The 21,898-nt window shown below is 60.3% G+C and carries 18 protein-coding genes and 3 tRNA genes; 15 read left to right on the forward strand and 6 right to left on the reverse strand.

What is annotated here, in order from left to right:
- Positions 1 to 97: 97 nt before the first annotated feature.
- The 4 genes from FXN63_RS07205 (at position 98) to FXN63_RS07220 (ending at position 2,534) form a co-directional block, all read left to right on the forward strand.
- On the forward strand, positions 98 to 886 hold the full coding sequence (locus FXN63_RS07205) for a DUF2968 domain-containing protein (RefSeq protein ID WP_148814035.1): 789 nt from the start codon (positions 98 to 100) through the stop codon (positions 884 to 886).
- A 225-nt stretch (positions 887 to 1,111) separates the two neighbouring features.
- Positions 1,112 to 1,188 (forward strand) — tRNA-Arg (locus tag FXN63_RS07210).
- Positions 1,189 to 1,361: 173 nt separating this feature from the next.
- Positions 1,362 to 1,438: transfer RNA gene (locus FXN63_RS07215), tRNA-Arg, on the forward strand.
- A gap of 193 nt (positions 1,439 to 1,631) precedes the next feature.
- Positions 1,632 to 2,534 (forward strand): EamA family transporter, encoded by a 903-nt coding sequence (locus FXN63_RS07220; RefSeq protein WP_246165056.1) that lies wholly within the window; start codon positions 1,632 to 1,634, stop codon positions 2,532 to 2,534.
- A 113-nt stretch (positions 2,535 to 2,647) separates the two neighbouring features.
- Here the strand turns inward: FXN63_RS07220 and FXN63_RS07225 are convergent, their stop codons facing one another.
- The gene (locus FXN63_RS07225) at positions 2,648 to 3,817 is read right to left on the reverse strand and encodes an AI-2E family transporter (RefSeq protein ID WP_148814036.1); all 1,170 of its coding nucleotides are present in this window, start codon (positions 3,815 to 3,817) and stop codon (positions 2,648 to 2,650) included.
- Positions 3,818 to 4,084: 267 nt separating this feature from the next.
- Between FXN63_RS07225 and FXN63_RS07230 the strand changes: the two genes are divergently transcribed.
- Positions 4,085 to 4,339: a hypothetical protein gene (locus FXN63_RS07230; RefSeq protein ID WP_148814037.1), complete on the forward strand. Its 255-nt coding sequence runs from the start codon at positions 4,085 to 4,087 to the stop codon at positions 4,337 to 4,339.
- An 84-nt stretch (positions 4,340 to 4,423) separates the two neighbouring features.
- Here FXN63_RS07230 and FXN63_RS07235 read toward each other — a convergent pair whose 3' ends face one another.
- Positions 4,424 to 5,725 (reverse strand): M20/M25/M40 family metallo-hydrolase, encoded by a 1,302-nt coding sequence (locus FXN63_RS07235; protein ID WP_148814038.1) that lies wholly within the window; start codon positions 5,723 to 5,725, stop codon positions 4,424 to 4,426.
- A gap of 216 nt (positions 5,726 to 5,941) precedes the next feature.
- On the opposite strand from FXN63_RS07235, the gene FXN63_RS07240 reads away from it, so the two are divergent.
- The 4 genes from FXN63_RS07240 to FXN63_RS07255 are packed head-to-tail and all read left to right on the forward strand — an operon-like array spanning position 5,942 to position 12,611.
- Positions 5,942 to 8,182: an ABC transporter substrate-binding protein gene (locus tag FXN63_RS07240; protein ID WP_425468671.1), complete on the forward strand. Its 2,241-nt coding sequence runs from the start codon at positions 5,942 to 5,944 to the stop codon at positions 8,180 to 8,182.
- Positions 8,179 to 9,156, forward strand: a complete 978-nt coding sequence (locus FXN63_RS07245) for an ABC transporter permease (protein ID WP_148814040.1) — start codon at positions 8,179 to 8,181, stop codon at positions 9,154 to 9,156. The genes FXN63_RS07240 and FXN63_RS07245 overlap by 4 nt, the downstream gene beginning before the upstream one ends.
- A 9-nt stretch (positions 9,157 to 9,165) precedes the next feature.
- Entirely contained in the window at positions 9,166 to 10,644 is a 1,479-nt protein-coding gene (locus FXN63_RS07250; RefSeq protein ID WP_148814041.1) for an ABC transporter permease, read from the forward strand.
- A complete protein-coding gene (locus FXN63_RS07255) occupies positions 10,641 to 12,611 on the forward strand; it encodes an ABC transporter ATP-binding protein (protein WP_148814042.1) in 1,971 nt (656 codons plus the stop codon). Before FXN63_RS07250 ends, FXN63_RS07255 begins: the two co-directional genes overlap by 4 nt.
- 80 nt (positions 12,612 to 12,691) lie before the next feature.
- On the opposite strand, the gene FXN63_RS07260 is transcribed toward FXN63_RS07255, so the two are convergent.
- The gene (locus FXN63_RS07260) at positions 12,692 to 13,309 is read right to left on the reverse strand and encodes a DUF2242 domain-containing protein (RefSeq protein ID WP_148814043.1); all 618 of its coding nucleotides are present in this window, start codon (positions 13,307 to 13,309) and stop codon (positions 12,692 to 12,694) included.
- Positions 13,310 to 13,467: 158 nt separating this feature from the next.
- Between FXN63_RS07260 and FXN63_RS07265 the strand changes: the two genes are divergently transcribed.
- From FXN63_RS07265 to FXN63_RS07285, 5 genes are all read left to right on the forward strand, one after another.
- Positions 13,468 to 14,475: an alpha/beta hydrolase gene (locus FXN63_RS07265; RefSeq protein ID WP_187395141.1), complete on the forward strand. Its 1,008-nt coding sequence runs from the start codon at positions 13,468 to 13,470 to the stop codon at positions 14,473 to 14,475.
- 191 nt (positions 14,476 to 14,666) lie between these two features.
- A complete protein-coding gene (locus tag FXN63_RS07270) occupies positions 14,667 to 16,310 on the forward strand; it encodes a GMC family oxidoreductase (protein WP_148814045.1) in 1,644 nt (547 codons plus the stop codon).
- Positions 16,311 to 16,376: 66 nt separating this feature from the next.
- Positions 16,377 to 16,464, forward strand: a tRNA-Ser gene (locus FXN63_RS07275).
- 1,503 nt (positions 16,465 to 17,967) lie between these two features.
- The gene (locus FXN63_RS07280; protein ID WP_148814046.1) at positions 17,968 to 18,318 is read left to right on the forward strand and encodes a GIY-YIG nuclease family protein; all 351 of its coding nucleotides are present in this window, start codon (positions 17,968 to 17,970) and stop codon (positions 18,316 to 18,318) included.
- 180 nt (positions 18,319 to 18,498) lie between these two features.
- Complete coding sequence (locus FXN63_RS07285; protein WP_148814047.1) at positions 18,499 to 18,972, forward strand: hypothetical protein; 474 nt, start codon at positions 18,499 to 18,501, stop codon at positions 18,970 to 18,972.
- A 447-nt stretch (positions 18,973 to 19,419) separates the two neighbouring features.
- On the opposite strand, the gene FXN63_RS07290 is transcribed toward FXN63_RS07285, so the two are convergent.
- Entirely contained in the window at positions 19,420 to 19,626 is a 207-nt protein-coding gene (locus tag FXN63_RS07290) for a hypothetical protein (RefSeq protein ID WP_148814048.1), read from the reverse strand.
- Between the two features lie 630 nt (positions 19,627 to 20,256).
- On the opposite strand from FXN63_RS07290, the gene FXN63_RS07295 reads away from it, so the two are divergent.
- The gene (locus FXN63_RS07295; protein WP_148814049.1) at positions 20,257 to 20,577 is read left to right on the forward strand and encodes a helix-turn-helix domain-containing protein; all 321 of its coding nucleotides are present in this window, start codon (positions 20,257 to 20,259) and stop codon (positions 20,575 to 20,577) included.
- A gap of 76 nt (positions 20,578 to 20,653) precedes the next feature.
- Here FXN63_RS07295 and FXN63_RS27335 read toward each other — a convergent pair whose 3' ends face one another.
- Entirely contained in the window at positions 20,654 to 21,034 is a 381-nt protein-coding gene (locus FXN63_RS27335; RefSeq protein ID WP_148814050.1) for an HGGxSTG domain-containing protein, read from the reverse strand.
- Between the two features lie 465 nt (positions 21,035 to 21,499).
- Positions 21,500 to 21,706, reverse strand: coding sequence for a helix-turn-helix transcriptional regulator (locus tag FXN63_RS07305; protein WP_148814051.1), 207 nt, complete (start codon positions 21,704 to 21,706; stop codon positions 21,500 to 21,502).
- Positions 21,707 to 21,898 lie beyond the last annotated feature (192 nt).

Here is a 21,898-nt window from a genome sequence, read left to right on the forward strand (position 1 = left end):
AGACCAAATGGCGACCCATTGTGCCGATTCATCGCATCGGGATAACTACCGGTTTACCCAGGAACAGGAACGGCCATCGAGCCGGGGGACTCAGAACATGACTGTATCCGCGCGAAGCGCGTTTTCGAAGTTGCGTATGGGCTTGGCCATTGCCATGTTGCCCGGACTCGCGCTTGCTCAGACCGCGCCTTCCAGCGTCAATGCACCGCTGGCAGGCACGGGTAACGCGGTTGTCTCCGAAGCGCCCGTCACCAACGGCATCCCGGGCAACAGCACGGTTGCCGAACTGCAGCAACTGATCCAGGACCGCAGCCTGAACGAAATGCGCACCAGCTACAACGGTCGCTACGGGGCAAGCCTGCTGTTCAAGCGCGATACGCTGACCTATTACGTGGCCTTGTTCCAGCAGCGCAATTTCTGGCGCGTGGTGAAGACCGATTCGGAAAGTCATGCCGAGCAGGTTTATGACAGCTTTGTTGCGCAGACCCGTGATCTGGCCAGCGTCGATCTGCGTCGTATCCGTCTGGATGCCGAACGCGTGCGTACCGAACGCCTGATCGCCACCAACGAAAGCCGTCTGGGTGCCTTGCAGAACGACGTGCTGGTGCGCCAGCAACAGGAAGAGCGCGTGGCCGCTGCGCAGCAGCAGGCTCGCCAGGAAGCCGCATCGCTGGCCAGCGAGCAGCAGGCCGCACGTGCGCAGCTGATCAACCTGGAGCGTCGCATTCAAACGCTTGAAGCCGAGAACAGCGGCGGCATTCCGCCGGCAAGGTCGGAAGGCCGTGGCCAGTCGGGTCGTGCCCAGTCTGGCGCAGCGCAGTCGCAACCGGTGTCGCCGGCTCGCAGGGCCTCGTCTTCGTCGGCCAGCGACGTGTCGCAGAAGTAAGATTGAAGAAGTAAGGGCCGGAGAAGCAGGTTTTGCAGAGCCTGGTTTTGCATAGCTAGGTTTTTACAGCTAGCTGGTTTGGCAGCTAAGGTCATCAGGTAGTGGTCTTGTGTGTGTTCCTGTCGGTCTTGTCGATCGACAGGACAGGGGCATCACCGAAGATAACTTTTTTGCCGATGATTTCCCCCAGCCGGAAATTTCTGCTATAGTCTTCTTCTTTGCAGCGCGCCCGTAGCTCAGTTGGATAGAGTACTTGGCTACGAACCAAGGGGTCGTGGGTTCGAATCCTGCCGGGCGCACCACTGATCATTGCGTATCAGTTGGGATGCAAAAAGAAGTTGGAAAAAAGCAGTAAAAAAGTGCAGTTTGGGCGTGCAGAAAAATACAGTTTCTGTAGAATGCGCCCTCTGCAACGAAGTAGCAGAAAGTCTGAAAAGACAGCAGTAAAAAGCAATGCGATGTTTAGCAGTGCAATGCGCCCGTAGCTCAGTTGGATAGAGTACTTGGCTACGAACCAAGGGGTCGTGGGTTCGAATCCTGCCGGGCGCACCAATATGTAGAAAAAGCCAGTGACTTAGTCACTGGCTTTTTTTCGTTTGGGCGCTGCGTTTGTGATCCATCCAGCTGATCCATCCCGCTTTGTGATGCACCCAACACCGCCTTAGATGCAAATCCGAGGAAAACGGGCATAGCGACCACGCTTGTTAATATAAAGCGCCCTCTGTTTCTCATCCCAGGCTTCCCCGTGAACCCCAGTACGTCGCTGTCCGGCAAAGATTATTTGTGCGCGTTGGCAGTGGTACTGATCTGGGGGTCGAACTTCGTGGTGATGAAGCTCGGGCTTCAGGGCCTGTCGCCGATGATGCTGGGCACCTTGCGCTACATCTGCGCATCCCTGGTGTTCATTCCCTTTGTGCGCCGTTCGACGGTGCCGTGGCGCTGGCTGCTGGTCTGCGGCATGCTGGCCTTCGGGCAATTCGTCTTTCTGTTTGTCGGCCTGAAGGTGGGCATGACGGCAGGCATCGCGTCGCTGGTGATGCAGACGCAGGCCTTTTTCACCATTGTGCTGGCGGCTGTATTGCTGCAGGAACGCCCGCGCGTGTATCAATGGGTGGGTGTGGCGATCAGCGCAATCGGCCTGGTGTTGATTGCGTCGGTACATGGCGATGCTCCCGGGCAAATGACCCTGATCGGTTTCCTGCTGGCGCTTACCGGGGCCTTGTCCTGGGCCGGCGCCAACATCGGCATCCGTTATGCCATGCGAGCCAGTCCCGGCTTCGATCCGCTTGCATTCATCGTCTACAGCAGCGCAGTGCCCATCCTGCCTTTTTTTGCGCTGGCGCTGCTGGTCGATGGCTGGTCTGCCATCACCGACATGATGTGGAACATAAGCGGGCGCGAGATATTCGCGGTGGTCTATCTGGGCGTGCTTGCCACTGTTGTTGCATACACCTTGTGGACGCGATTGCTGGTGCGCCACCCTGCAGCACGGGTGGTGCCGTTCTCGCTGCTGGTGCCAGTGGTCGGCATCTACGCCGCCTCGCTTGTCTTTGATGAACACATGCAGGGCTGGCAGTGGGCTGGTGCTGCACTGGTCTTCAGCGGTTTGCTGTTCAACCAGTTCGGCGGACGGGTGATCCGCCGCTGATCGCACCTGCAAGCCGCCCGCGACTGACGCGCCTAACGCGACTCACCGCCGAAAACCTCTGGAACCTCCGACCGCGCTGACGACAGCAGGCACCAAGCTGGCCTTGGGTCGTCTTACTCGCCCAGAAACTCCGCAACCGTATCCAGCGCCTCGATGTGATCTGCAACGGCCTTGATGATCAGCGCGATCGGTATGGCCAGCAGCATGCCCCATACGCCCCACAGCCACGTGAACAGCAGCAGCACGATGAACACGGCCACCGGGTTCATGCGGGCAATGCGGCCCGTCATCCAGGTGGTGATCACCGAGCCGATGATGGTAGCAATCGCCATGGATGAACCCATGGTCAGCAGAGTAGGCACGATCGTGCCGAACTGCACGAATGCCGCCACGCCGGTGCACAGCGCCACGATCAGCGGGCCGAAGTACGGAACCATGTGCAAGGCGCCGGCCGCGACTGCCCAGGTGCCCGCGTTTTCCAGCCCGATCCAGCGAAACGCAATCCAGGTGAACAAGGCCAGCGCCACATTGGTGATGACCAGCATCGCCATGTAGCGTTGAATCGAGCGATTGATCTCATCGAGCATGTGCACGCTGATCTTCTTCTGCGACAGCGTGTGCCCGGCCACCTTGATAAATTTTCGTTTGAAGGTATTGCCTGACAGCAGCAGGAAAAACACCAGGAAGATCACCATGGTTGCCTGACCCAGGAAGGCCATGACACTCATGGAACCGGCAACGATGATGTCGCCGATATGGTTGGTGGGCCGCTCGATTACCACCGCGCGACGGGGCTCGGGTTCGCGTGCGGCTGCCTCGATGGCCGCTGCCGTGCGGCGCAGCTTGTCCAGAATCGAGCCATTGCCGCCCGTGAGTGTATTCAGTGAACTGCTGATCTTGGTAGCCACCTCGGGCATCTGATCGACAATCGCCTGCGCCTGGCCGCGCAGGGCGTACGCGCCACCCACAATCGATGTCAGCAAGGCCAGCAATACCAGCGTAGACCCGATCACGCGCGGAATTCGGCGGCGTGCAAGAAAGGTCACCACCGGGTCAAGTGCATACGCCATGATCACGGCGATCACCAGCGGCACGACAAACTCACGGGCCGACTGCAAGGCAAACAAGCTGGCCAGCACGGCAAGTACGATCAGCGCAGCACTGCGCGGGTTGATGCGCGGGGCCACCGGGTGGACCGGCAGGGGCTGCGCGGAGGCATGCGTCGCGGGTTCTGCGCCAACTGGCGTTGATGCCACGGGCAGCTCGATAGAGGACGGAGGCATGGACTTCCAGGGTGGGCGTGAACGTGCGTGGGGGTGAATGCGCGTCGTGAACACGCAGAAAACCGGGTGTTCAAAAAGTATACAAAGCAGGGTTTTGGGGCCGAAGCCGCCAGATGTAATCGCCGGGTATCGCTTGCAACCCGCTTGCAACCTGGGGGCTGGCGTGCAACACAGCTGTGTCGGGCCGGCACCTGTTCGGGGTGCGTTACGTGCTATATCTGCGGCCTGGAGCGGATTTTCGCTTTGACTTACTTCAAGGAGCAGGACATGTCGCGCGGAGCTGGCGAAGATTACAAGGGTTATTACATCCGGACCGAGACCCGCAAGGTCAACGGCGAGAACGCAACAAGCAGTCTGTATGACTCGGTCGCACGCATCTGGCTGGATGCCGATTCGATGGCCGACGAGACCGAACCTGATCTGCAGGTAGAAGGCGAACAGGCTTTCCCGACCGAGTTCGAGGCACACCGTTACGCCGAGCGCGTGGCGCGTCAGTACATCGACAAGCTCGAAGCGGAATGAACACAGGGGCAGCGCCTGGCGGCGTGCCCCTGTTCCATTTCATGCTGCGCTTCCCGTCACCCAGCCGGGGCGCGCTTAACAGCGTCAGGGAACGCCAGCCGTGGCCAGCAATACGCTCAAGTTGGCTGTCATGGCCTTGAGCAAAGCCGGGCGGTCCACGTCGATCCATTCATCCAGATTGTGGGTGCGGCCGATTTTTCCTGGCCCCATCACACCGAGTGCGATCGACGGGATGCCCAGGCTCATGGGCACGTTAGCGTCGGTCGAGCCCCAGCGGTAGCTGGTCTTGTAGCCGGCTGCCGTCAGCGCGGCATCGGCGTACTGCACGATGTCTTTCTCAGTATCGGTCTGGCCGGCAGGGCGATCCCCGAGCAGCTTGGCATCGACCGTGATCTTGCCTTCCTTGGTCGAGCGGATGCCGTTTTCGGTATCAGCCGCCTGCGCCACCACCGATAGCATGCGTTCTTCCACCCGCTTCAGGCGGGCGATGGATTCCGAGCGCATGTCGATTTCCATCCAGCCCGATTGCGGGATGGTGGTGATTGAGGTGCCGCCACCCACCATGCCGATGTTGTAGGTCGTGCGCGGGCTGGACGGCACTTCCACCTTGGACAACTGGTTTGCCGCCTCGGCCAGTGCAAACAGCGGGTTGACCAGTCCGAAGGCATTGAAGCCCGGGCCACCCGGGCCGTTGAAAGTCACGCGATATCGCTTGGACCCCAGGCCCGCATTGGTGATCGCGCTGATCTCGGCACCTTGCAGCGCGATGAACTGCTTGATCTTGTCCTTGAACGGGCTTTTGGTGAACAGGAAGCGCGCGCCGCGCAGGTCACCCAGGCCTTCCTTGCCCACGGTTGCCACGAACAGAATGTCGTCGCGCGTCTTGATGTCGCCGGTGTCGAGTGCGCGCGCAAAGGCCAGCATGGTGGCCAGGCCCATGGCGTCTTCACCGACACCGGGACCGGCCAGGCGGTTGCCTACCCGTTTCACCGTGGTGTCGATGTCCGGTGCAAAGCTGGTGTCGAGATGTGCAGATACCGCCACCAGTTTGCTGTCTTTGCCGCCCGACCCCTTGCGCAGGGCGTAGACGTTGCCTTCGGCATCGATATCCACCGTCTGCAAACCCGCTTCACGCAGCAGACGCGCAAACACCTGCGCTCGTGGGCCTTCCTTGAAGGCGGGGGCAGGAATTTCCGACAAGGTGACACACTCGTCAACAATGCGGTTGTAATCGCGATCGAACGCCGCGCTTGCACGTTTGAAGGCGGCGCTGGTGATGATCCGCTGGACATCAGCCTGGGGGTCGGCCGACTGTGCACCAGCCGGTGCCGCGCTTGCCAGGCCGAGTGCCAGCCAGAAGACAGTGGTGCGGACGGACAACGGCATTTTCTTATTCCAAAAAACGGGGTCGCAGGCACGGCCGGGACTACGCTGGCAATGATAACTTAGCGTCATCCTCGGCACGGTAATTACCGCTTTGCTGTCGTGTGCGATAGACGCACTAACGGCAGAAGCCAAGCTGTGCTTAAGCCCTGATTGGCTCAGGCTTTGTTATCCTGCCAGTCACTGATCCCGTCCCGCTACAGGAGTAGGCCGATGCGCATGGCGCGTCTTGCAACCATGCGCAGCGGAATAGCCGCACTTATCGCCGCATCCACCGTCAGTCTGCTGGCCGCTTGCGGCGCTGGCGACTCGGTCATGAACAGCCCGCACACTGGTGACGAAAAAAGCAATACGCTGTATACCGCGTTCACCAACCGGTCCCCCAAATATCTCGATCCGGCGAGTTCGTATTCGACGGACGAGACGCCGTACACCTACCAGATCTACGAGCCGCCCTACGGGTATCACTACCTGAAGCGCCCCTACGAGCTGATTCCGCGTGCCGCCAGCAAGCTGGCAGAGCCGCAGTATCTTGACGCCGCCGGCAACCCTTTGGCTGCAGATGTGCCGGGCGATCAGGTGGCGCAAAGCGTCTACGACATTCCAATTCGACCCGGCACGCGCTTCCAGCCACACCCGGCTTTCGCCAAGGATGCGAGCGGCAAGTACACCTACCACGCGCTCGCGGCCAAAGACCTGGAAGACAAGTACGCCATTCCCGATTTCCCGGAAACCGGCACACGTGAACTGCTGGCCGACGACTACGTCTATGCCATTCGTCGGCTGGCATCGCCTCGCGTGGTGTCGCCGCTGTATGCGCATTTGTCCGAGTACATCGTCGGCCTGAAGGAATACGGCGACCAATTGCGCGAGATCGACCGCAGCCAGCGTGCAGGCCTGCCGCCGCTGACGCGTGATCTGCCGTGGATCGATCTGCGCAAGACCGGCTTTTCCGGCGTGGAGGCCATCGACCCGCACACCTTGCGCATTCGCGTGAAAGGGAAGTACCCGCAGTTCAAGTACTGGCTGGCCATGACTTTCTTCGCGCCCATTCCCTGGGAAGCGGATTACTTCTACAGCCAGCCCGGCATGGCCGCAAAAAGCCTGTCCTTGAACTACTGGCCGGTGGGCACTGGCCCGTACATGCTGACCGAGTACGCCATCAATCGTCGCCACGTGCTCAGCCGCAACCCGAACTTCCACGGCGAGACGTATCCGTGCGAAGGCGAACCTGGGGACCGCGAGGCAGGACTGCTGGACGATTGCGGCAAACCCACGCCTTTCATCGATCGGATCGAATTCCACATCGAGAAAGAAGCGGTGCCTTTGCAGGGCAAATTCCTGCAAGGCTATTACGACGTGCCGGAAGCGCAGCGCGGCGAGTACGGCGTGAGCTATCTGGTCGCGGCAGAAGATTCCGCCGAAAAAGCAAAGCTGTATGCAGAGCGCGGCTTGAAGCTGCCCACCACGGTCGAGACGCAGAATTGGTATATCGGCTTCAATTGGCTTGATCCGGTGGTGGGGCAGGGCGACACCCCCGAGCAGCGCGAGAAAAATCGCAAGCTTCGGCAGGCAATCAGCATTGCCTACGACTGGGAAGAATACGTCGCCATCTTCGAGAACAGCCAGGCTGAAGTTGCGCACGGCCCGTTGCCGCCTGGCCTGCTGGGCTACGTGGCGCCGCCCGCAGGTGCCAATCCGCAGGTCTACGACATGGGTGCGGATGGCCCGCGCCGCAAATCGCTGGATGAGGCCAAACGTCTGCTGGCCGAGGCCGGTTATCCGGGTGGCCGCAATGCCATGACCGGGCAACCGCTGGTGATCAATTACGACGCCATGGGCGGTGTGTCGGCGGGCGCGCGTCCGCAGTACGACTGGATGGCGCGGCAGTTTGCCAAGCTGGGCATTCAGATGGAAGTGCGGTCCACGGACTACAACCGTTTCCAGGACAAGATGCGACGCGGCGTGGCGCAAATCTTCCTATGGGGCTGGAACGCCGACTACCCCGACGCCGAGAACTTCCTTTTCCTGCTCTACGGCCCGAATGCAAAGGCTGCGCACGGCGGCGAGAACGCATCGAACTACGCCAATCCCGAGTTCGATCGCTTGTTCGAACAGATGAAATTCCTGGAAGACGGCCCGGAAAAAGCCAAGGTGATCGCCCAGATGCTGACCATCGTGCAGCGCGACGCGGCATGGATGTTCGGCTACTTCCCGAAGTCGGGCGGGGCGTATCAACAGTGGGTTGGCAACGGCAAACCCACCCAGATGATCCGCAACAACCTGCAGTACATGAAGATCGACAGCGAGTTGCGGGCCACCAAGATTGCCGAGTGGAATCGCCCGATCTGGGTGCCGCTGCTTATCCTCGTCCTGCTGGGCGTCCTTGCTGTGGTCCCCGCCGTCGCCATGCTGCGCCGACGCGAACGCGCCACCGCCTTCAACCGGACTGAGCCATGAGTGTCTACATCATTCGCCGCATCCTCTACGGCATTCTGGTGCTGATCGGGGTCAACTTCTTCACCTTCCTGCTGTTCTTCGCGGTCAATACGCCCGATGACATGGCACGCCTGGCAATCGGCGGCCGCCGTGTCACGACCGAGGCCATCGAGAAATGGAAGATCGAGCGGGGTTACGACAAACCGCTGCTGATCAATCAGGCGGCAAGCGGCACTGGCAAGTTCACCGAAACCGTGTTCTTCGAGCGCTCGATGCCCTTGTTCGTGTTCGATTTCGGTTCCTCGGACGCGGGGCGCGACATCACCCACGAGGTATCGGAACGGGTGGGGCCAAGTCTGGCGCTGGCCTTACCCACCTTTGTGCTCGGGGTGCTGGTCAGCGTGCTGTTCTCATTGCTGCTGGTGTTCTTCCGAGGCACTTATCTGGACTTCTGGGGGGTAGTGCTATGTGTGGCGCTGCTATCCATATCGTCCCTGTTCTACATCATTGCCGGGCAGTATCTGTTCTCGAAAGTCTTGCGCCTGGTGCCGCTATCAGGCTTTGAAGGCGGCATCTCGATGCTGAAGTTCCTGGCCTTGCCCGTGCTGATCGGCATCATCTCGCGGCTGGGGCCGGAAGCCCGCTTCTACCGCACACTGTTTCTGGAAGAAATCGGCAAGGACTACGTACGTACTGCGCGCGCCAAGGGTTTGTCAGAGAGGGTGGTGTTGTTGCGCCACGTGCTGCGCAATGCCTCGCTGCCGATCCTGACCAGCACGATCTCCGCCATTCCACTGCTGTTCCTGGGCAGCTTGATTGCCGAATCCTTCTTCGGCATTCCGGGCTTGGGCAGCTACACCATGGACGCGATCAACGCACAGGACTTTGCGGTCGTGCGCGCCATGACCTTCATTGGGTCGACGCTCTACATCATCGGGCTGCTGCTCGCCGATATTTCCTACACGATCGCGGACCCCCGCGTGCGTTTCGAGTAAGGGGCCACGATGCCAAAGCTGGTATTGCTCTGGACCGATGTCGCCTTCCTGCTGGTGCTGTTGGGTGCGGCCGTGTACGTGTGGCATGTACGCCGCTCGCCCGCCTTGCGCGCCACGTGGGCGCGTGTCGCCCGCGATACACCCGCCATGTGTTCGGCCGTGTTGCTGGTAGTTTTTGTCTTGCTTGCCGTGTTGGATTCGCTGCATTACCGGCCACGCTTGCCGCCCGCACCGAACGCCCCGCCGGGTGCCGCAGTGGCCTATGCACCGGTGACCATGTCGGTGCTGGACGCCTTGCTTGCGAAGCCCATGCGCGCGGTGGAAAAGACCTATTCCGCACCGCTGGCGATTCGTCAGTTTTCCAAGGAAACCGAGCTGATTGACGGCAAGCCCGTGCGTGACTTTCCCCGGCTGCGTCACGGTGGTGCGCATCTGACCGATCCCGATAAACAGTACGTGGGTGACGTGGCGCGTCGCACGCTGGGCGGTGCCGTGCTTGGTTTGTTGGTGGCGTTCACGGCAGCGCTGGCATTGACTGCAATTCTTGCCGAGCGTTCAGGCTCGAACCTGCGTGATACCTGGACCGGCATTGCCCAGGGCCACACGGCGGTGCCCTGGCGCGCCATGTTGTTGACCTTTGCCGTGCTCAGTCTGCTCGGTGGCATTGCGGCGGGTTTGTCGTCTGGCTATCACGTGCTGGGCACCGATCGCACGGGTAATGACGTGTTGATCCAGGCGATCAAGAGCGTGCGCACCGCCATCGTGATCGGCAGCCTGACCACCATTGCAACCTTGCCGCTGGCCTTGTCGCTGGGGCTGATGGCGGGCTACTTCAAGGGTTGGGTAGATGATCTGATTCAGTACGTCTACACCACCCTGACCTCGATTCCCGGCGTGCTGCTGATTGCTGCCTGCGTGTTGATGGTGCAGGTGTTCATCGACACCAACCCGGACCTGTTCGCTACCGGTGCCGAACGTGCCGACCTGCGGTTGTTCCTGCTGTGCGCGATTCTGGGGGTGACCGGTTGGTCGGGCCTGTGCCGACTGCTGCGTGCCGAATCACTGAAGCTGCGTGAACTGGACTACGTGCAGGCCGCACGCGCATTCGGCGTGTCGCACACCCGAATCATGATCCGCCATCTGCTTCCCAACGTGATGCACATCGTGCTAATCACCGTGGTGCTGGAATTCTCGACCCTGGTGCTGTACGAAGCCGTGCTGTCCTACCTGGGCGTGGGGGTCGATCCCAGCATGAATTCCTTCGGGTCGATGATCAACCTGGCGCGACTGGAAATGTCCCGTGACCCAATGGTGTGGTGGAACATTCTGACTGCCTTCGTATTCATGCTGGCCTTGGTCCTGTCGGCCAATCTGTTTGCCGATGCCGTGCGAGATGCCTTCGACCCGCGCGCCCGTCGTTTCCGCCCGGCATGGCTGGGTGGCAAGGCGGCCAAGACACCGGTTGCCGCCAACGGGAGCGCCTCATGAGCACCATCGATTCCCGCCCGGGTTCTGCTGAACCTGCCAACGACACCTTGCTGGCCGTCAGTGGCCTGCGTGTGGCGCTGGATGGCGAGCAAGGCCTGGTGCAGGCCGTGCGCGACTTGTCGCTGACCATCGCACGGGGCCAGACTTTCGCCCTGGTGGGGGAGTCCGGCTGCGGCAAGACCATGACGGCCTTGTCTCTGTTGCGACTGCTGCCCGACGCCGGGCGCATTGTTGCCGGCCAGCTTGCGCTGGACGGCACCGACCTGAATCACCTGTCCGAACAAGCCATGCGCGGTGTGCGTGGTGGTCGCATCGGCATCATCTTCCAGGAGCCATCCACCAGTCTGAACCCGGTGATGCGCGTTGGTGACCAGATCATCGAAACCATCGTGTCGCACACCAGCCTGCGCGGCGCGGCGGCTCGCGCCAAGGCCATCGAGTGGTTGGAACGCGTTGGTATTCCTGAACCTTCACGTCGTATTGACGACTACCCGTTCCAGATGTCGGGCGGGCAGAAGCAGCGGGTGATGATCGCCATTGCACTGGCCGCCGAGCCTGCGTTGTTGATCGCAGATGAACCCACCACGGCGCTGGATGTGACCATTCAGGCGCAGGTGCTGGACCTGCTTGCAGACCTGCAGCGAGATCTGGGTATGGCCATGCTGCTGATCTCGCATGACCTGGGCGTAGTCGCGCGCATGGCCCACCACGTGGCGCTGATGTATGGCGGTGAGATCGTGGAATCGGCCCCGGCCGAGCGCTTCTTTGCCAATCCTGAACACCCATACGCGCGGCATTTGTTCTCGGTGTTGCCGGGAACCGCCAAGCGCGGGCAACGTCTGGGCAGTGGTGCGTGGACACCGTCTGTGATGATGGACGCCACGCGGCCTGCGGTTGCTGCAAACAGTGCACCGGGCGCGCAGGAATCGGTGACTGCGGAGCTGCCGGTTGAAGGCTTGTCGCCTGCGGTGCCGTCGGCGCTGGGGTTGTCGGCACATGCGTTGTCGGCAGATAGGGCGTCGGCAGATGCATTGCAGACGCAATCATCGTCAGAAGATGCGGCATCGGACGCAAGGTCTGTTTCCGCTGACGGCACCGCCGTCACCTCCGTGGTGCAAACGGTTTCGACGCCACTGCTGACGCCGCGCGACACGCCTGCCGGCCCCTTGCTTGAAGTGCAAGACCTGCGCGTGCACTTCCCGATTCGCAAAGGCTTGCTGCGTCGTACCGTTGGCTGGATCAAGGCGATCGATGGCGTGAGTTTTTCACTGGCAGCTGGGCGCACCCTGGCACTGGTCGGTGAATCTGGCTGCGGCAAGACCACCACCGGCAAAGCCTTGCTGCGCCTGATCGACAGCAGCACCCGCGTCACCGGTCAGGCAAGCCTGGCGGGCGAAGACCTGCTGACGGCCAGCACCAGTGCCATGCGCCGACTGCGCCGTGATATCCAGATCATTTTCCAAGACCCCTATGCATCGCTGAACCCGCGCATGCGTGTGGGCGAAGTGCTGGATGAAGGCATCGCGTCCTTGCATCCTGAACTTGATCCATCCGCACGCACGCAGCGGATTGCCAGACTGTTGGATCAAGTGGGTTTACGCAGCGACGCTGGTTCACGTTATCCACATGAGTTTTCCGGTGGCCAGCGTCAACGCATTGCGATTGCGCGCGCACTGGCGGTGGAACCACGGCTGCTGGTGTGCGATGAGCCCACCTCTGCGCTGGATGTGTCGGTGCAGGCGCAGATTCTGAATTTGCTGAACGACCTGCAAGCCGAGTTCGGCATCGCCTACCTGTTCATCACGCACAACTTCGGTGTGGTCGAATACCTGGCGCACGATGTGGCGGTGATGCACGGCGGCAAGATCGTCGAGGCTGGCACCGCAGAACAAGTGCTGGGCGCACCGCGTCATGACTACACGCGCAAGTTGCTGGCAGCGGTGCCGCGCGTGGATGAGCCGGCGTGACGGGTGTGAAGTCGCGCTGATCTGATCGAGTGAAACTGCTGGGTTGCCTGAACAGGGTTCAGCCAACCCAGCAGAACCCTTCATCTTCCATCCAACTTGGCCTTGTCCGGCGAAGACGGAACATCCCCCACGCGCGGATTCAACGTGGCGTCCGAACCGCCCAGTCCTTCGCCACCATTGGTGCTCAGATAGTCTTCCAGCAAGCCGAAGAAGCGCGCGTACAGCCCGGGCTGGGTGATGGTGGCGCTGCCCACCTTGACCAGTGAATCGTCTACCGAGGCAATCGGCATCGACAGCGATCCCACCACACTCACGCCTACCGAGGCCGAGGTATTGGTCTTCTTCAGCACGTAATTCTGCTGCACGGCATTGACGAACACCGTGCTGTCGCGTCCGCGATCAGACACGCAGGTCACATTGAATTCGATCTCGTAATGCTGATCGCGGCTTTGCTGAAAATGCTTGCGCGCCGTCAGTGCCAACGAGGTCGAACTGGTGATGATGTAGCCCTGACTCAGCAAGGATCGCCGCGCCGCTTCGCAGGCTTGCGCGGGCGGGGCAGCGTAGTTGCGGGTGAAGGTATTGGTGTCTTCGAACGCGTCGGTGACGGCGTTGAACGGCTCGGGCGACGAGCAGCCCAGCAGCACCCCGACTGACAGGGCACCGCAGAGCAAAAGGCGAGGGGAGGGCATGCGCATGGGGCGCGACTCTACCGACACTATGTGCAGCAACTGTGGAGCACGGGCGGATCAGCGCAGGCATAAGCAAGATTGCGGCACGCAGCTACATGCGGACGATTTTCATTATCATGTTTGGCCCACAATCCGGCGCAACAGATTTCATCCTGATGAGCTACATGAACAATCGCACTGCAGAACTCGCACGCATGCTGACGCACACCGGTCGATGGCTTCCGCTGTTTGCCGGCGCGGCCTTGTTGACCGCCTGCGGCCACGGTGCCAACGTCGCCAGCACAGGCGCACCGAACCCCGTCAGCACACCTGATAAAACGACCGCCGCACACACCGACGCGCTGGGCACCGCCACGCCCATGTCCTTGCCGGGTGCCTACGAATTCTCGATGCAATCCTCGCAGGGCAAGGACTACAAGATTTTTGTGGCCGTCCCCGAGGGCAAGCCGCCTGCCGAGGGCTTCCCGGTGCTGTACCTGCTTGATGGCAACGCCTACTTCGTCTCGGCCGCCAGCACCATGCGCGGCCAGTCTTCGTTTGCGTCCATGAGCCGGGTGCAGCCCGTGATGGTGGTGGGGGTAGGATACCCAGGCGAATACCTGTTGAATGGCGAACGCCGCAGCTTCGACTTCCTGCCAGTTGCCAACGGCAGTGATTCCGCCCAGTTCGCGGCACTGCGCGCCAAACCGGGCGGTGCCGATGCGTTCCTGAGCTTCCTGGTCGATGAACTGCGCCCCGCACTGGCCAGACGCTATGCCATCGACCCCGCGCGACAGTCCCTGTCCGGGCACTCGCTTGGCGGCTACTTCACGCTGCACGCATTGCTGAGCCGCCCCGACGCGTTCCGCAGCTATGCGGCCATCAGCCCCTCGATCTGGTGGGACGACGCCCGCCTGCTGAAAGAAGCGGAAGCGCGACTGCCATCCCTGGTGAAACCCGCAGGTGGCCCCGGCATCGACGTGTACCTGGCGGTGTCCCCACAAGAACTGCCCAGCCATCCCGACCGTTCAGCCGTGATGCTGTCCAATGCGCAGACCATGAACGTCATGTTGTCGCGTGCCGCCAAGCAAGGCATTCACACCCGCTATCAGGAACTTCCCGGCGAGAACCATATTTCGACCAACATGGCGGCCATGTCCGCGATTCTGCGTCAGGCTTCGGGCAATCCCTAGGCTGAACGCGCCAGCAGACCAGGTGGTGATGGCCTGGTCTGGCTCGCATCACGGCGATGGTCACCACCGCTAACATAATCACCCTTAATCTCACCGACCTCATCCATTAGCTGGAGGACTTGCGCTGCACGCTCGGGCTAGACTTAATGTGGATCCCTGTTGCCCACTATAAGAATATCTCCAAGGCTTGCATGTCGGAACACGACCTCGCTTACGACTACATCATCGTCGGCGCCGGCACTGCAGGATGCGTGCTGGCCAATCGATTGTCGAGCGACCCCACTGTGCGTGTCCTGCTGCTCGAGGCCGGCGGCCTCGACAACTACCACTGGATTCACATTCCAGTTGGCTACCTGTACTGCATCGGCAACCCCCGTACCGACTGGATGTACAAAACCCAGGCGGAAGCCGGGCTCAACGGCCGTTCGCTCATCTACCCGCGCGGTCGTGTGCTGGGCGGCAGTTCGTCCATCAACGGCATGCTGTACCTGCGAGGACAACGAGAAGACTACGACCGCTGGGCCGAAGTCACCGGCGACCCGGACTGGCGCTGGGACGCCGTGCTGCCGCTCTTCAAGCGCAGCGAAGACCACTACCGTGGCGCGACCGAATTTCACGGCAAAGGCGGCGAATGGAAAGTGGACAAGCAACGCCTGTCCTGGCCCATCCTGGATTCCTTCGCCAAAGCCGCCGAAGAAACCGGCATTCCGCGTGTGGACGACTTCAATCGTGGCGACAACTTCGGCGTGTCCTACTTCGACGTGAACCAGAAAGGTGGCTTCCGCTGGAACGCCTCCAAAGCCTTCCTGCGCCCCATCAAAGACCGCAAAAACCTGACCGTCATGCACGGCGTGGAAGTCCAGCGCCTGGGCTTCACCGGCAGGCGCTGCGCCGGTGTGGTGGTGAACGTCAACGGCGAATCTGCGCACCTGCGCGTGCGCAGCGGCGGCGAAGTGCTGCTGTCGGCTGGGGCCATCAACAGCCCCAAACTGCTGGAACTGTCGGGCGTAGGCCAAGGCCGCCGCCTGAAAGACCTGGGCATTGCCGTCACCCACGAACTGCCCGGCGTCGGTGAGAACCTGCAAGACCACCTGCAACTGCGCACCGTCTACAAGATCGGCGGAGCAAAGACGCTGAACACGATTGCCGCCAGCAAGCTTGGCAAACTGCTGATCGGCATGCGCTACGCCTTCAACCGCAGCGGGCCCATGAGCATGGCCCCCTCGCAGCTTGGTGCGTTTGCCAAAAGCAACCCATCGCGTACGCGGGCCAACCTGGAATACCACGTACAGCCACTGTCACTGGAAAAATTCGGCCAGCCCCTGCACGCCTTCAACGCCTTCACCGCATCGGTCTGTGACCTGCAACCCAGCTCACGCGGCAGCGTGCACGTAGGCAGCCCCGACCCGAAAGCAGCGCCCCACATTGCACCCAACTACCTGTCCACCCAGGAAGACGTCAAAGTCGCCGTCGAAGCCATCCGCCTGACTAGGCAGATCCTGCAAGCCCCCGCATTGGCCGCCTACAAGCCCGAAGAATATTTGCCCGGCGCATCATTCCAAAGCTTCGAAGAACTGGCCGCCGCCGCAGGCTCTATCGGCACCACCATCTTCCACCCCGTCGGCACCTGCAAAATGGGCCGCGCCAACGACCCCCGCGCAGTGGTAGACGCCCACCTGCGTGTACACGGCATCGCAGGCTTGCGCGTGGTGGACGCGTCGATCATGCCCTTCATCACCTCGGGCAACACCAACTCGCCTACGGTGATGATTGCCGAACGAGCAAGCGACCTGATCCGCGAAGCGCGCACACGTTCGTCCGGCTTCGGAAACTAGGCAAAATTTCGCGTATCATGTCGGGCTTACCTGCGAAGCACGCGTAGCGCGCTTCGCAGACGGGATGGAGAGTTGGGTGAGTGGTTTAAACCAGCAGTCTTGAAAACTGCCGACGGGTAACTGTCCGTGAGTTCGAATCTCACACTCTCCGCCAAGGGCCTAGTATTTATGAGGGTCTCCAGGCGGTAGGGCGAAAAATAGGCCCAGCTATAGGCCTAATGCTCCGACGGTTGATCCATGTGGAGAGATCAGTGATTGAGCCCATTGACAAGAAACCCAAACCTGTCAGCAATATCACATCAGCCGAGGCTCGCGCGGCAATGCAAAGGGCATTGGCGCAGCTTGCGTTACGTGACAAGGACCTGACCTTAGCTTCACATGCGCAGCTTCGGGCGAAGACTCAGCAGAAATAGCAGTCGGGCAAAGCTGAGGCGATATCTGCTTCTATGTGCTGGGCTTCAAGCCCGATGGCGCCTGCTGGGTTCTTAGCCATGTATGGCACAGCGTCCGTTGAGCCCTTCCGCCCAAGTTTTAGGTGCTTGAACAGCTGAGAGTCCAGGCACGAGTGCCATGCACGGCCTTCCGCGCTTCGTTCGAGCTGAGCACTTGACGCTATAGCCGGAGGAGTGCCAAGCCAAGTAATTCTCTTTGCTGACTTCGTAGTGCTTGGCAAGGTAGCCAACGGGGTCGGCCGCGTATGCCAATACCTGATCGGGACTGAGATGTACGTGTACTTGACCCGAGGGGCCTTCGTGACTCGCATAAAAGCCAATCTGCTTGTTAGAAAGCTCAGTGACAGCTGCCTTGAGGTGTTGGTTCATGTGCTCTGATGGCGCGAGATGATGGTCGCCAATACTAGCTGGGCGTGCCCGCTATTCGCCAGATGGCGCGTAAGGATGTGGGCTCAGTGACGCTTGCTGGAACGACTGCCGGCGGAGGGGGCGTGCCCTAGTCATGGCTTGGTCAGAGCATGAGTCAAGCCGCACGCGGCCTTGTGCGCCAGGCCTTGAGCACTATGAGTCGTATGTTCTTTGCTGCAGCGCGCGCTTCCAACAAGGTGGTGAACCGCTCGATCAACCCTCTTCAGTGAATCAAGGCCCAACACCGGGTCCGCTCGACGAGCCGCCGACTCATTCGTCACTTAGATTCAGTGTTGCCCTGGGGGCGGCTAGTCACCGTGCCAAAGTTGTACGCCGTCGTAGTGATTATGTTGCGCGGGACTGTTCTGGATGCCCGACGTGCCTTCATTCAAGGGAGTTAGCGGCCCTGTCGGATTGCCTCGATAGTCCAGTATCAGGTTCTGCGCATACATGAGCGACGCGTTGATTGCATTCTGTTCGCTAGCGTGCAGGTCGACCACATCGAAGGTGAGAAATTTTGCGGCCCCCGGGCGTGATATCGTCACCTGGCCTCGCCAGCCACGCGTTGTATTGCTTAGCTAGGCAACCGGTTCGATCAGATACCCCAGGTAGTCAATTTTCATGGCGCCTCCGAGTCTACGGCCTGTCACCATCGCTGATGTAGAGCAATGGCGCATCGGCTCTATCGTTCCTTTACCAATTGGCAGCAGCGAGCGCGCGTCCCAGACCCAACCGCGCTGTGTAGGCTTCATGCATTTCGAGCGCGGCCTGGGGCTAGCCCAGCATGGAATCCCGTTATGAAGCACATCTACAAGATCACGTACCCAAACGGCAAGATCTATGTCGGCAAGGATTTGACGGGAAGCCTAAGCTACTTTGGGTCGGTGCATGAGGCGACGCTACGCGCTGATTTCACCACGGAGCAAATGCGCGACTTCACTATTCGGAAGACGATTCTTTGGGAGTCGGCGAGCGCTGATGATGTAGAAGTGAACCAGCGCGAGGTAGCCTTGATCCGCGAGTTGCGATCCAACGATCCGCAGATCGGCTATAACCGCTGGCCGAAACATCGACCGACTGGTCAGTGTACTGCTGACCCGGCTGACGACGCTTCCAGTTTGCCTATCGCATCGGGCTTGTCTACTTAACCGGTCATCGTTTCATGTTGGTCAATGGTGGTGCGCCATAGGTCGCCGACGGAGCAAGATTCGCCGTCACCTTTAGAGTCAGACGAAGAGCCGTAAAGTGGGCGATATCAATCGTGCTCAGCTCCTGGCAATGGGCTAGCAACGCCATCTTTCATTGAGCGACTTCCGCAGGTCGAACCGATGATGCTATCAGGCCCCTCACTTCCGCCGCCCACACCGACTCGAGCTTGGCTGACAGGATGGATCCGCAATGCTCTACGCTTTCTTTGCATCATCTGTTCTTCCCGTGCTTACTCAGAAGCTCTCGGGCGTCAGGCCGAGGCTGAAGGGAAAGATGCTGAAGCCGGCATCAACAGTCATGATGCAAAGTTTGCGCGAGCCCTTGACCGTAAATTCTGGGGTGCATTCATCGCGGTGATTTTGGGCGGGATTACTGCGGTCGCATTGAGTCTTTGCTTTGACGTATCCAAGGTCGTAGCCACTGCATTGCAATTGGGCGGCGCAGGCCTTGGCCTAGTCGCCGCTGTCGGAATTCCTAAGTCTGATGCATGGGATATCCCGCCTGCCGAAGTGGCGGCGCAAGCCGGGACGGAAATGCTGCTTTTTCTCGCCTTTACTGCGGGTGCATATGGCACCTTGGTTGGCTCCAGCTGAACACGTTGGAGTGCACGCGCGGAGACACTTTTTATGGCTCCGCATAGCCGCGTAGCTGCGCGCTAGATGCCCGTGGTTTCATCGAGCCTACACCCCTCCGGGTGCTGTGTGAGTACATGGGCTGCAATAACTCTTGCCGCACCGTCAGCTCGTCGACGAATTTGTTGGCATCTTCACCCCAACAGCGGTCATACGAACGGCTTGCTTAAGCAATGCCACTGGCTCGCGCCGTGCCCCATGTGGCGCATCTCGGTTCCGAGCGGCTTGCGGGGGCATCTTTCCTGTGGCGACCATCGCACTGCCGTTCCCCCGCAGACCAGTCGACGAGCCTTGCCGCAACATAGGTCGACGGCTCAAAACGTGAGGTAATCCAGACTAAAACCCATGCGTTTCGCATGGAGGACTAAGCTGCGGCCGAGGGATATGGGCCGCACCTACGTTTCCCGGCTATCTGCTCGCGATTGCGCCTAGAACGATGCTCAGCAAACCGCAACCCATCAGCTTGATCCATAACAGGAAGCCGCCCCAGATCGCCATGCCAGGTTTAAGGTCGCCTGGACCGAAGAGGTAGGCCGCGTATCCGATGCTGATGAACGAGCCCAGGGCAAAGCAGATGTAGCCAGCAATCACGAGTAAGCCCGCAATGGCTTTCATGGCCGCTCTCCGGTAAGTATCAGGGCCTCGCGCTGCGAGTGGAAGGTAAGGGCGAGCATTTCCATATTCATTGGTCGTACCAACCAAGCGAGTACATGCACGACTTGTGGATCTCGTCCTGGTCCCGCTTGGCCCTCATCATGGCTCCTACGCCTGCGCCCTGTGCAAACCCCCCGGAAAAAGATGCGCCAGGACTCGTGGTCGGTGTGACGGTGCCTCGATAGTTGCTCGTCACCTGTCCATAGCTGCCATACGTCGTCGCAGTGCCAGATACCGCATACCCCTGTGGACTTGAGTTGGCGACCTGCACAGTAGGCATGGGCGCGCTGCCGGCTGCTACTCGCTTGCAATAGCCGTTGTCGATCACGAGTTGCCGATCGCGCTGCTCAGGGTGGGCGACGCTAGGATTCTGCCAATTGGGTGAGGCGCAGCCGCTGGCTGCGGCTGCCAGGACCAGCGTAATGACGTACTTGCGAGCCATTGTCTTCTTCTTCAAATGGTGTCGGTGAATGGAGGGCTGATGAAGCTGCCACAGTTTTATTGCTACGTTATTCGTAGTGCTACGGAAATCGTAGTTTATCGGGGGAGGGAAAACAACGATTCTCATCGGTTGCCTTCAGCGAAGCTTCGATGTCGAATCGCCCGTCCCAGCCAAGTGTTTTTTGTTTGCGCCTGAAGGCCGCACGCATGGCTGCGGGCATGTCGCAGCGGCAACTGGGCGTGGCCATTGGTCTGGATGAGTTTGTGGCCAGCACACGCATCAACCGTTACGAGCTCGGTGTGCATCAGGCGGACATTGCGACCGCCGAGCGCCTCGCGGGTGCCTTGGGGGTTCCCTTGGCTTACTTCTATGCTCACGACGATCGTCTGGCCCATCTAATCGCCGCATTTCCGCTTCTGCCTATGGCAGACCAAGAAGAGCTCCTGGCGCGGCTTTCGCCTAGGGGGTAGTAGGGGCCTAGGGGCGCTTGCTCGAGGCTATCCTTGGCAGTGAAAGACGTTACTTCCGATGTGCGCGATTTTCGGTTCAAACCTTAGGATTTGTTAACCCTTCATGGGGTTCGTTCGACGGCTGCCCATTCGCTCCTACCTGCCCCTGTCGAGTCGAACCTCCATTACGAGCTGATCGCTCTTTCCCCGCTACTGACCTGGGTCCGGTGGACATGCCGCCGTGGAACTTGCAGCGCCCTGATGCGAAAAGGTCTTTGCGACGACAGGGTTGTCCTGTCCGCTTGCTCGTCGCGCCGCACATGAGGCCGGAGAACTGCTGCCAGTCAGTGCGGGTTGCGTTCGTCAGGTTGATGTCGCAACTATCGTCATCTTCCTGATGCATTTCGCGAACAGCTTGCTTCCACCGTCGACGTAGCTCAGCTTGCTCATCTACGACCGACTTTCGAGGTGTTGTCATGTGTTCAGCCTGATTGCTCTATTCGGTTTATCACTGAGCCCAGAGAGAGGGAGCTGAGCAGAGGCAAAAGAACCCCCAACCCTCTGCAGGGTTGGGTTCATTTGCCAAGCGCGAGCCCGTCGGTCGGTTGCGTCACATCGGCATGAGATCGCCTTCGGATCAATCTCACAGGACTGGCTTTCGATGTCACGGCATCGCCGCCCCTTGTCCAGTCCACCGCTATCTCGCGATCCCCCGGAACGAACCGAGGGCAGATTGACGGCAAGAACTCAAGTCGCGCATGGGCATGCTTCTGTGCGCATTTCTGGCGACCGGCCAGAACGTTTATGGGATTAGGCTGAGGATCGCACAACGCGTGCGATTTCCCGTCTCTGCTCTCGGCCCCGTTTGCCGATAGACTCCGGTCGCCATGGCGCGCTTCGTCCTGCGCAAGCTGGCAGGATTGGAAGCGCGGCAGGGGAGGAGTTACGAGCGGCGGGGCGCGCGAATCTGCGAGTCGCGCCAGGCGATGAGTTCGTCAGCATCCCAGACTGTCATGCGTGCGGACAGGCTGCGCGGGCGGGGAAAGTCAGGCCGCGTGGAGTTGTAGCGCCAGAACGTCGACTGGCCGCAGCCCAGAATGGTGGCGCCTTCTTTGGCGCGAACACCGCGATTGGCAATTTGCTTGTGCATGATGGATCCGTTGCCCGCTTGGATGTCGGGTATTGGGTCCAACTGTGCCTACCGGCAGTTTTTGATGAGCGGGTGCCGGTAAAGACACTTATATATTTCAATGACTTAGCTTTGTTACCGGCACGTATTGCCGGTAAAGAGTGCCGGTAAGGGGACAGGAGCTTGGCGATGCTGAGAGCGTCCGCCTGCGGC

It is taken from the genome of Pigmentiphaga aceris (assembly GCF_008119665.1).
Classification (GTDB): Bacteria; Pseudomonadota; Gammaproteobacteria; order Burkholderiales; family Burkholderiaceae_B; genus Pigmentiphaga; species Pigmentiphaga aceris.

What these genes read in the sequence shown, in the direction of transcription:
- FXN63_RS07205 (WP_148814035.1), top strand. Translation starts at nt 98, where the DNA reads ATGACTGTATCCGCGCGAAGCGCGTTTTCGAAGTTGCGTATGGGCTTG.
- FXN63_RS07225 (WP_148814036.1), bottom strand. Translation starts at nt 3,817, where the DNA reads ATGCCTCCGTCCTCTATCGAGCTGCCCGTGGCATCAACGCCAGTTGGC.
- FXN63_RS07230 (WP_148814037.1), top strand. Translation starts at nt 4,085, where the DNA reads ATGTCGCGCGGAGCTGGCGAAGATTACAAGGGTTATTACATCCGGACC.
- FXN63_RS07235 (WP_148814038.1), bottom strand. Translation starts at nt 5,725, where the DNA reads ATGCCGTTGTCCGTCCGCACCACTGTCTTCTGGCTGGCACTCGGCCTG.
- FXN63_RS07240 (WP_425468671.1), top strand. Translation starts at nt 5,942, where the DNA reads ATGGCGCGTCTTGCAACCATGCGCAGCGGAATAGCCGCACTTATCGCC.
- FXN63_RS07245 (WP_148814040.1), top strand. Translation starts at nt 8,179, where the DNA reads ATGAGTGTCTACATCATTCGCCGCATCCTCTACGGCATTCTGGTGCTG.
- FXN63_RS07250 (WP_148814041.1), top strand. Translation starts at nt 9,166, where the DNA reads ATGCCAAAGCTGGTATTGCTCTGGACCGATGTCGCCTTCCTGCTGGTG.
- FXN63_RS07255 (WP_148814042.1), top strand. Translation starts at nt 10,641, where the DNA reads ATGAGCACCATCGATTCCCGCCCGGGTTCTGCTGAACCTGCCAACGAC.
- FXN63_RS07260 (WP_148814043.1), bottom strand. Translation starts at nt 13,309, where the DNA reads ATGCGCATGCCCTCCCCTCGCCTTTTGCTCTGCGGTGCCCTGTCAGTC.
- FXN63_RS07265 (WP_187395141.1), top strand. Translation starts at nt 13,468, where the DNA reads ATGAACAATCGCACTGCAGAACTCGCACGCATGCTGACGCACACCGGT.
- FXN63_RS07270 (WP_148814045.1), top strand. Translation starts at nt 14,667, where the DNA reads ATGTCGGAACACGACCTCGCTTACGACTACATCATCGTCGGCGCCGGC.
- FXN63_RS07280 (WP_148814046.1), top strand. Translation starts at nt 17,968, where the DNA reads ATGAAGCACATCTACAAGATCACGTACCCAAACGGCAAGATCTATGTC.
- FXN63_RS07285 (WP_148814047.1), top strand. Translation starts at nt 18,499, where the DNA reads ATGATGCTATCAGGCCCCTCACTTCCGCCGCCCACACCGACTCGAGCT.
- FXN63_RS07290 (WP_148814048.1), bottom strand. Translation starts at nt 19,626, where the DNA reads ATGAAAGCCATTGCGGGCTTACTCGTGATTGCTGGCTACATCTGCTTT.
- FXN63_RS07295 (WP_148814049.1), top strand. Translation starts at nt 20,257, where the DNA reads ATGTCGAATCGCCCGTCCCAGCCAAGTGTTTTTTGTTTGCGCCTGAAG.
- FXN63_RS27335 (WP_148814050.1), bottom strand. Translation starts at nt 21,034, where the DNA reads ATGACAACACCTCGAAAGTCGGTCGTAGATGAGCAAGCTGAGCTACGT.
- FXN63_RS07305 (WP_148814051.1), bottom strand. Translation starts at nt 21,706, where the DNA reads ATGCACAAGCAAATTGCCAATCGCGGTGTTCGCGCCAAAGAAGGCGCC.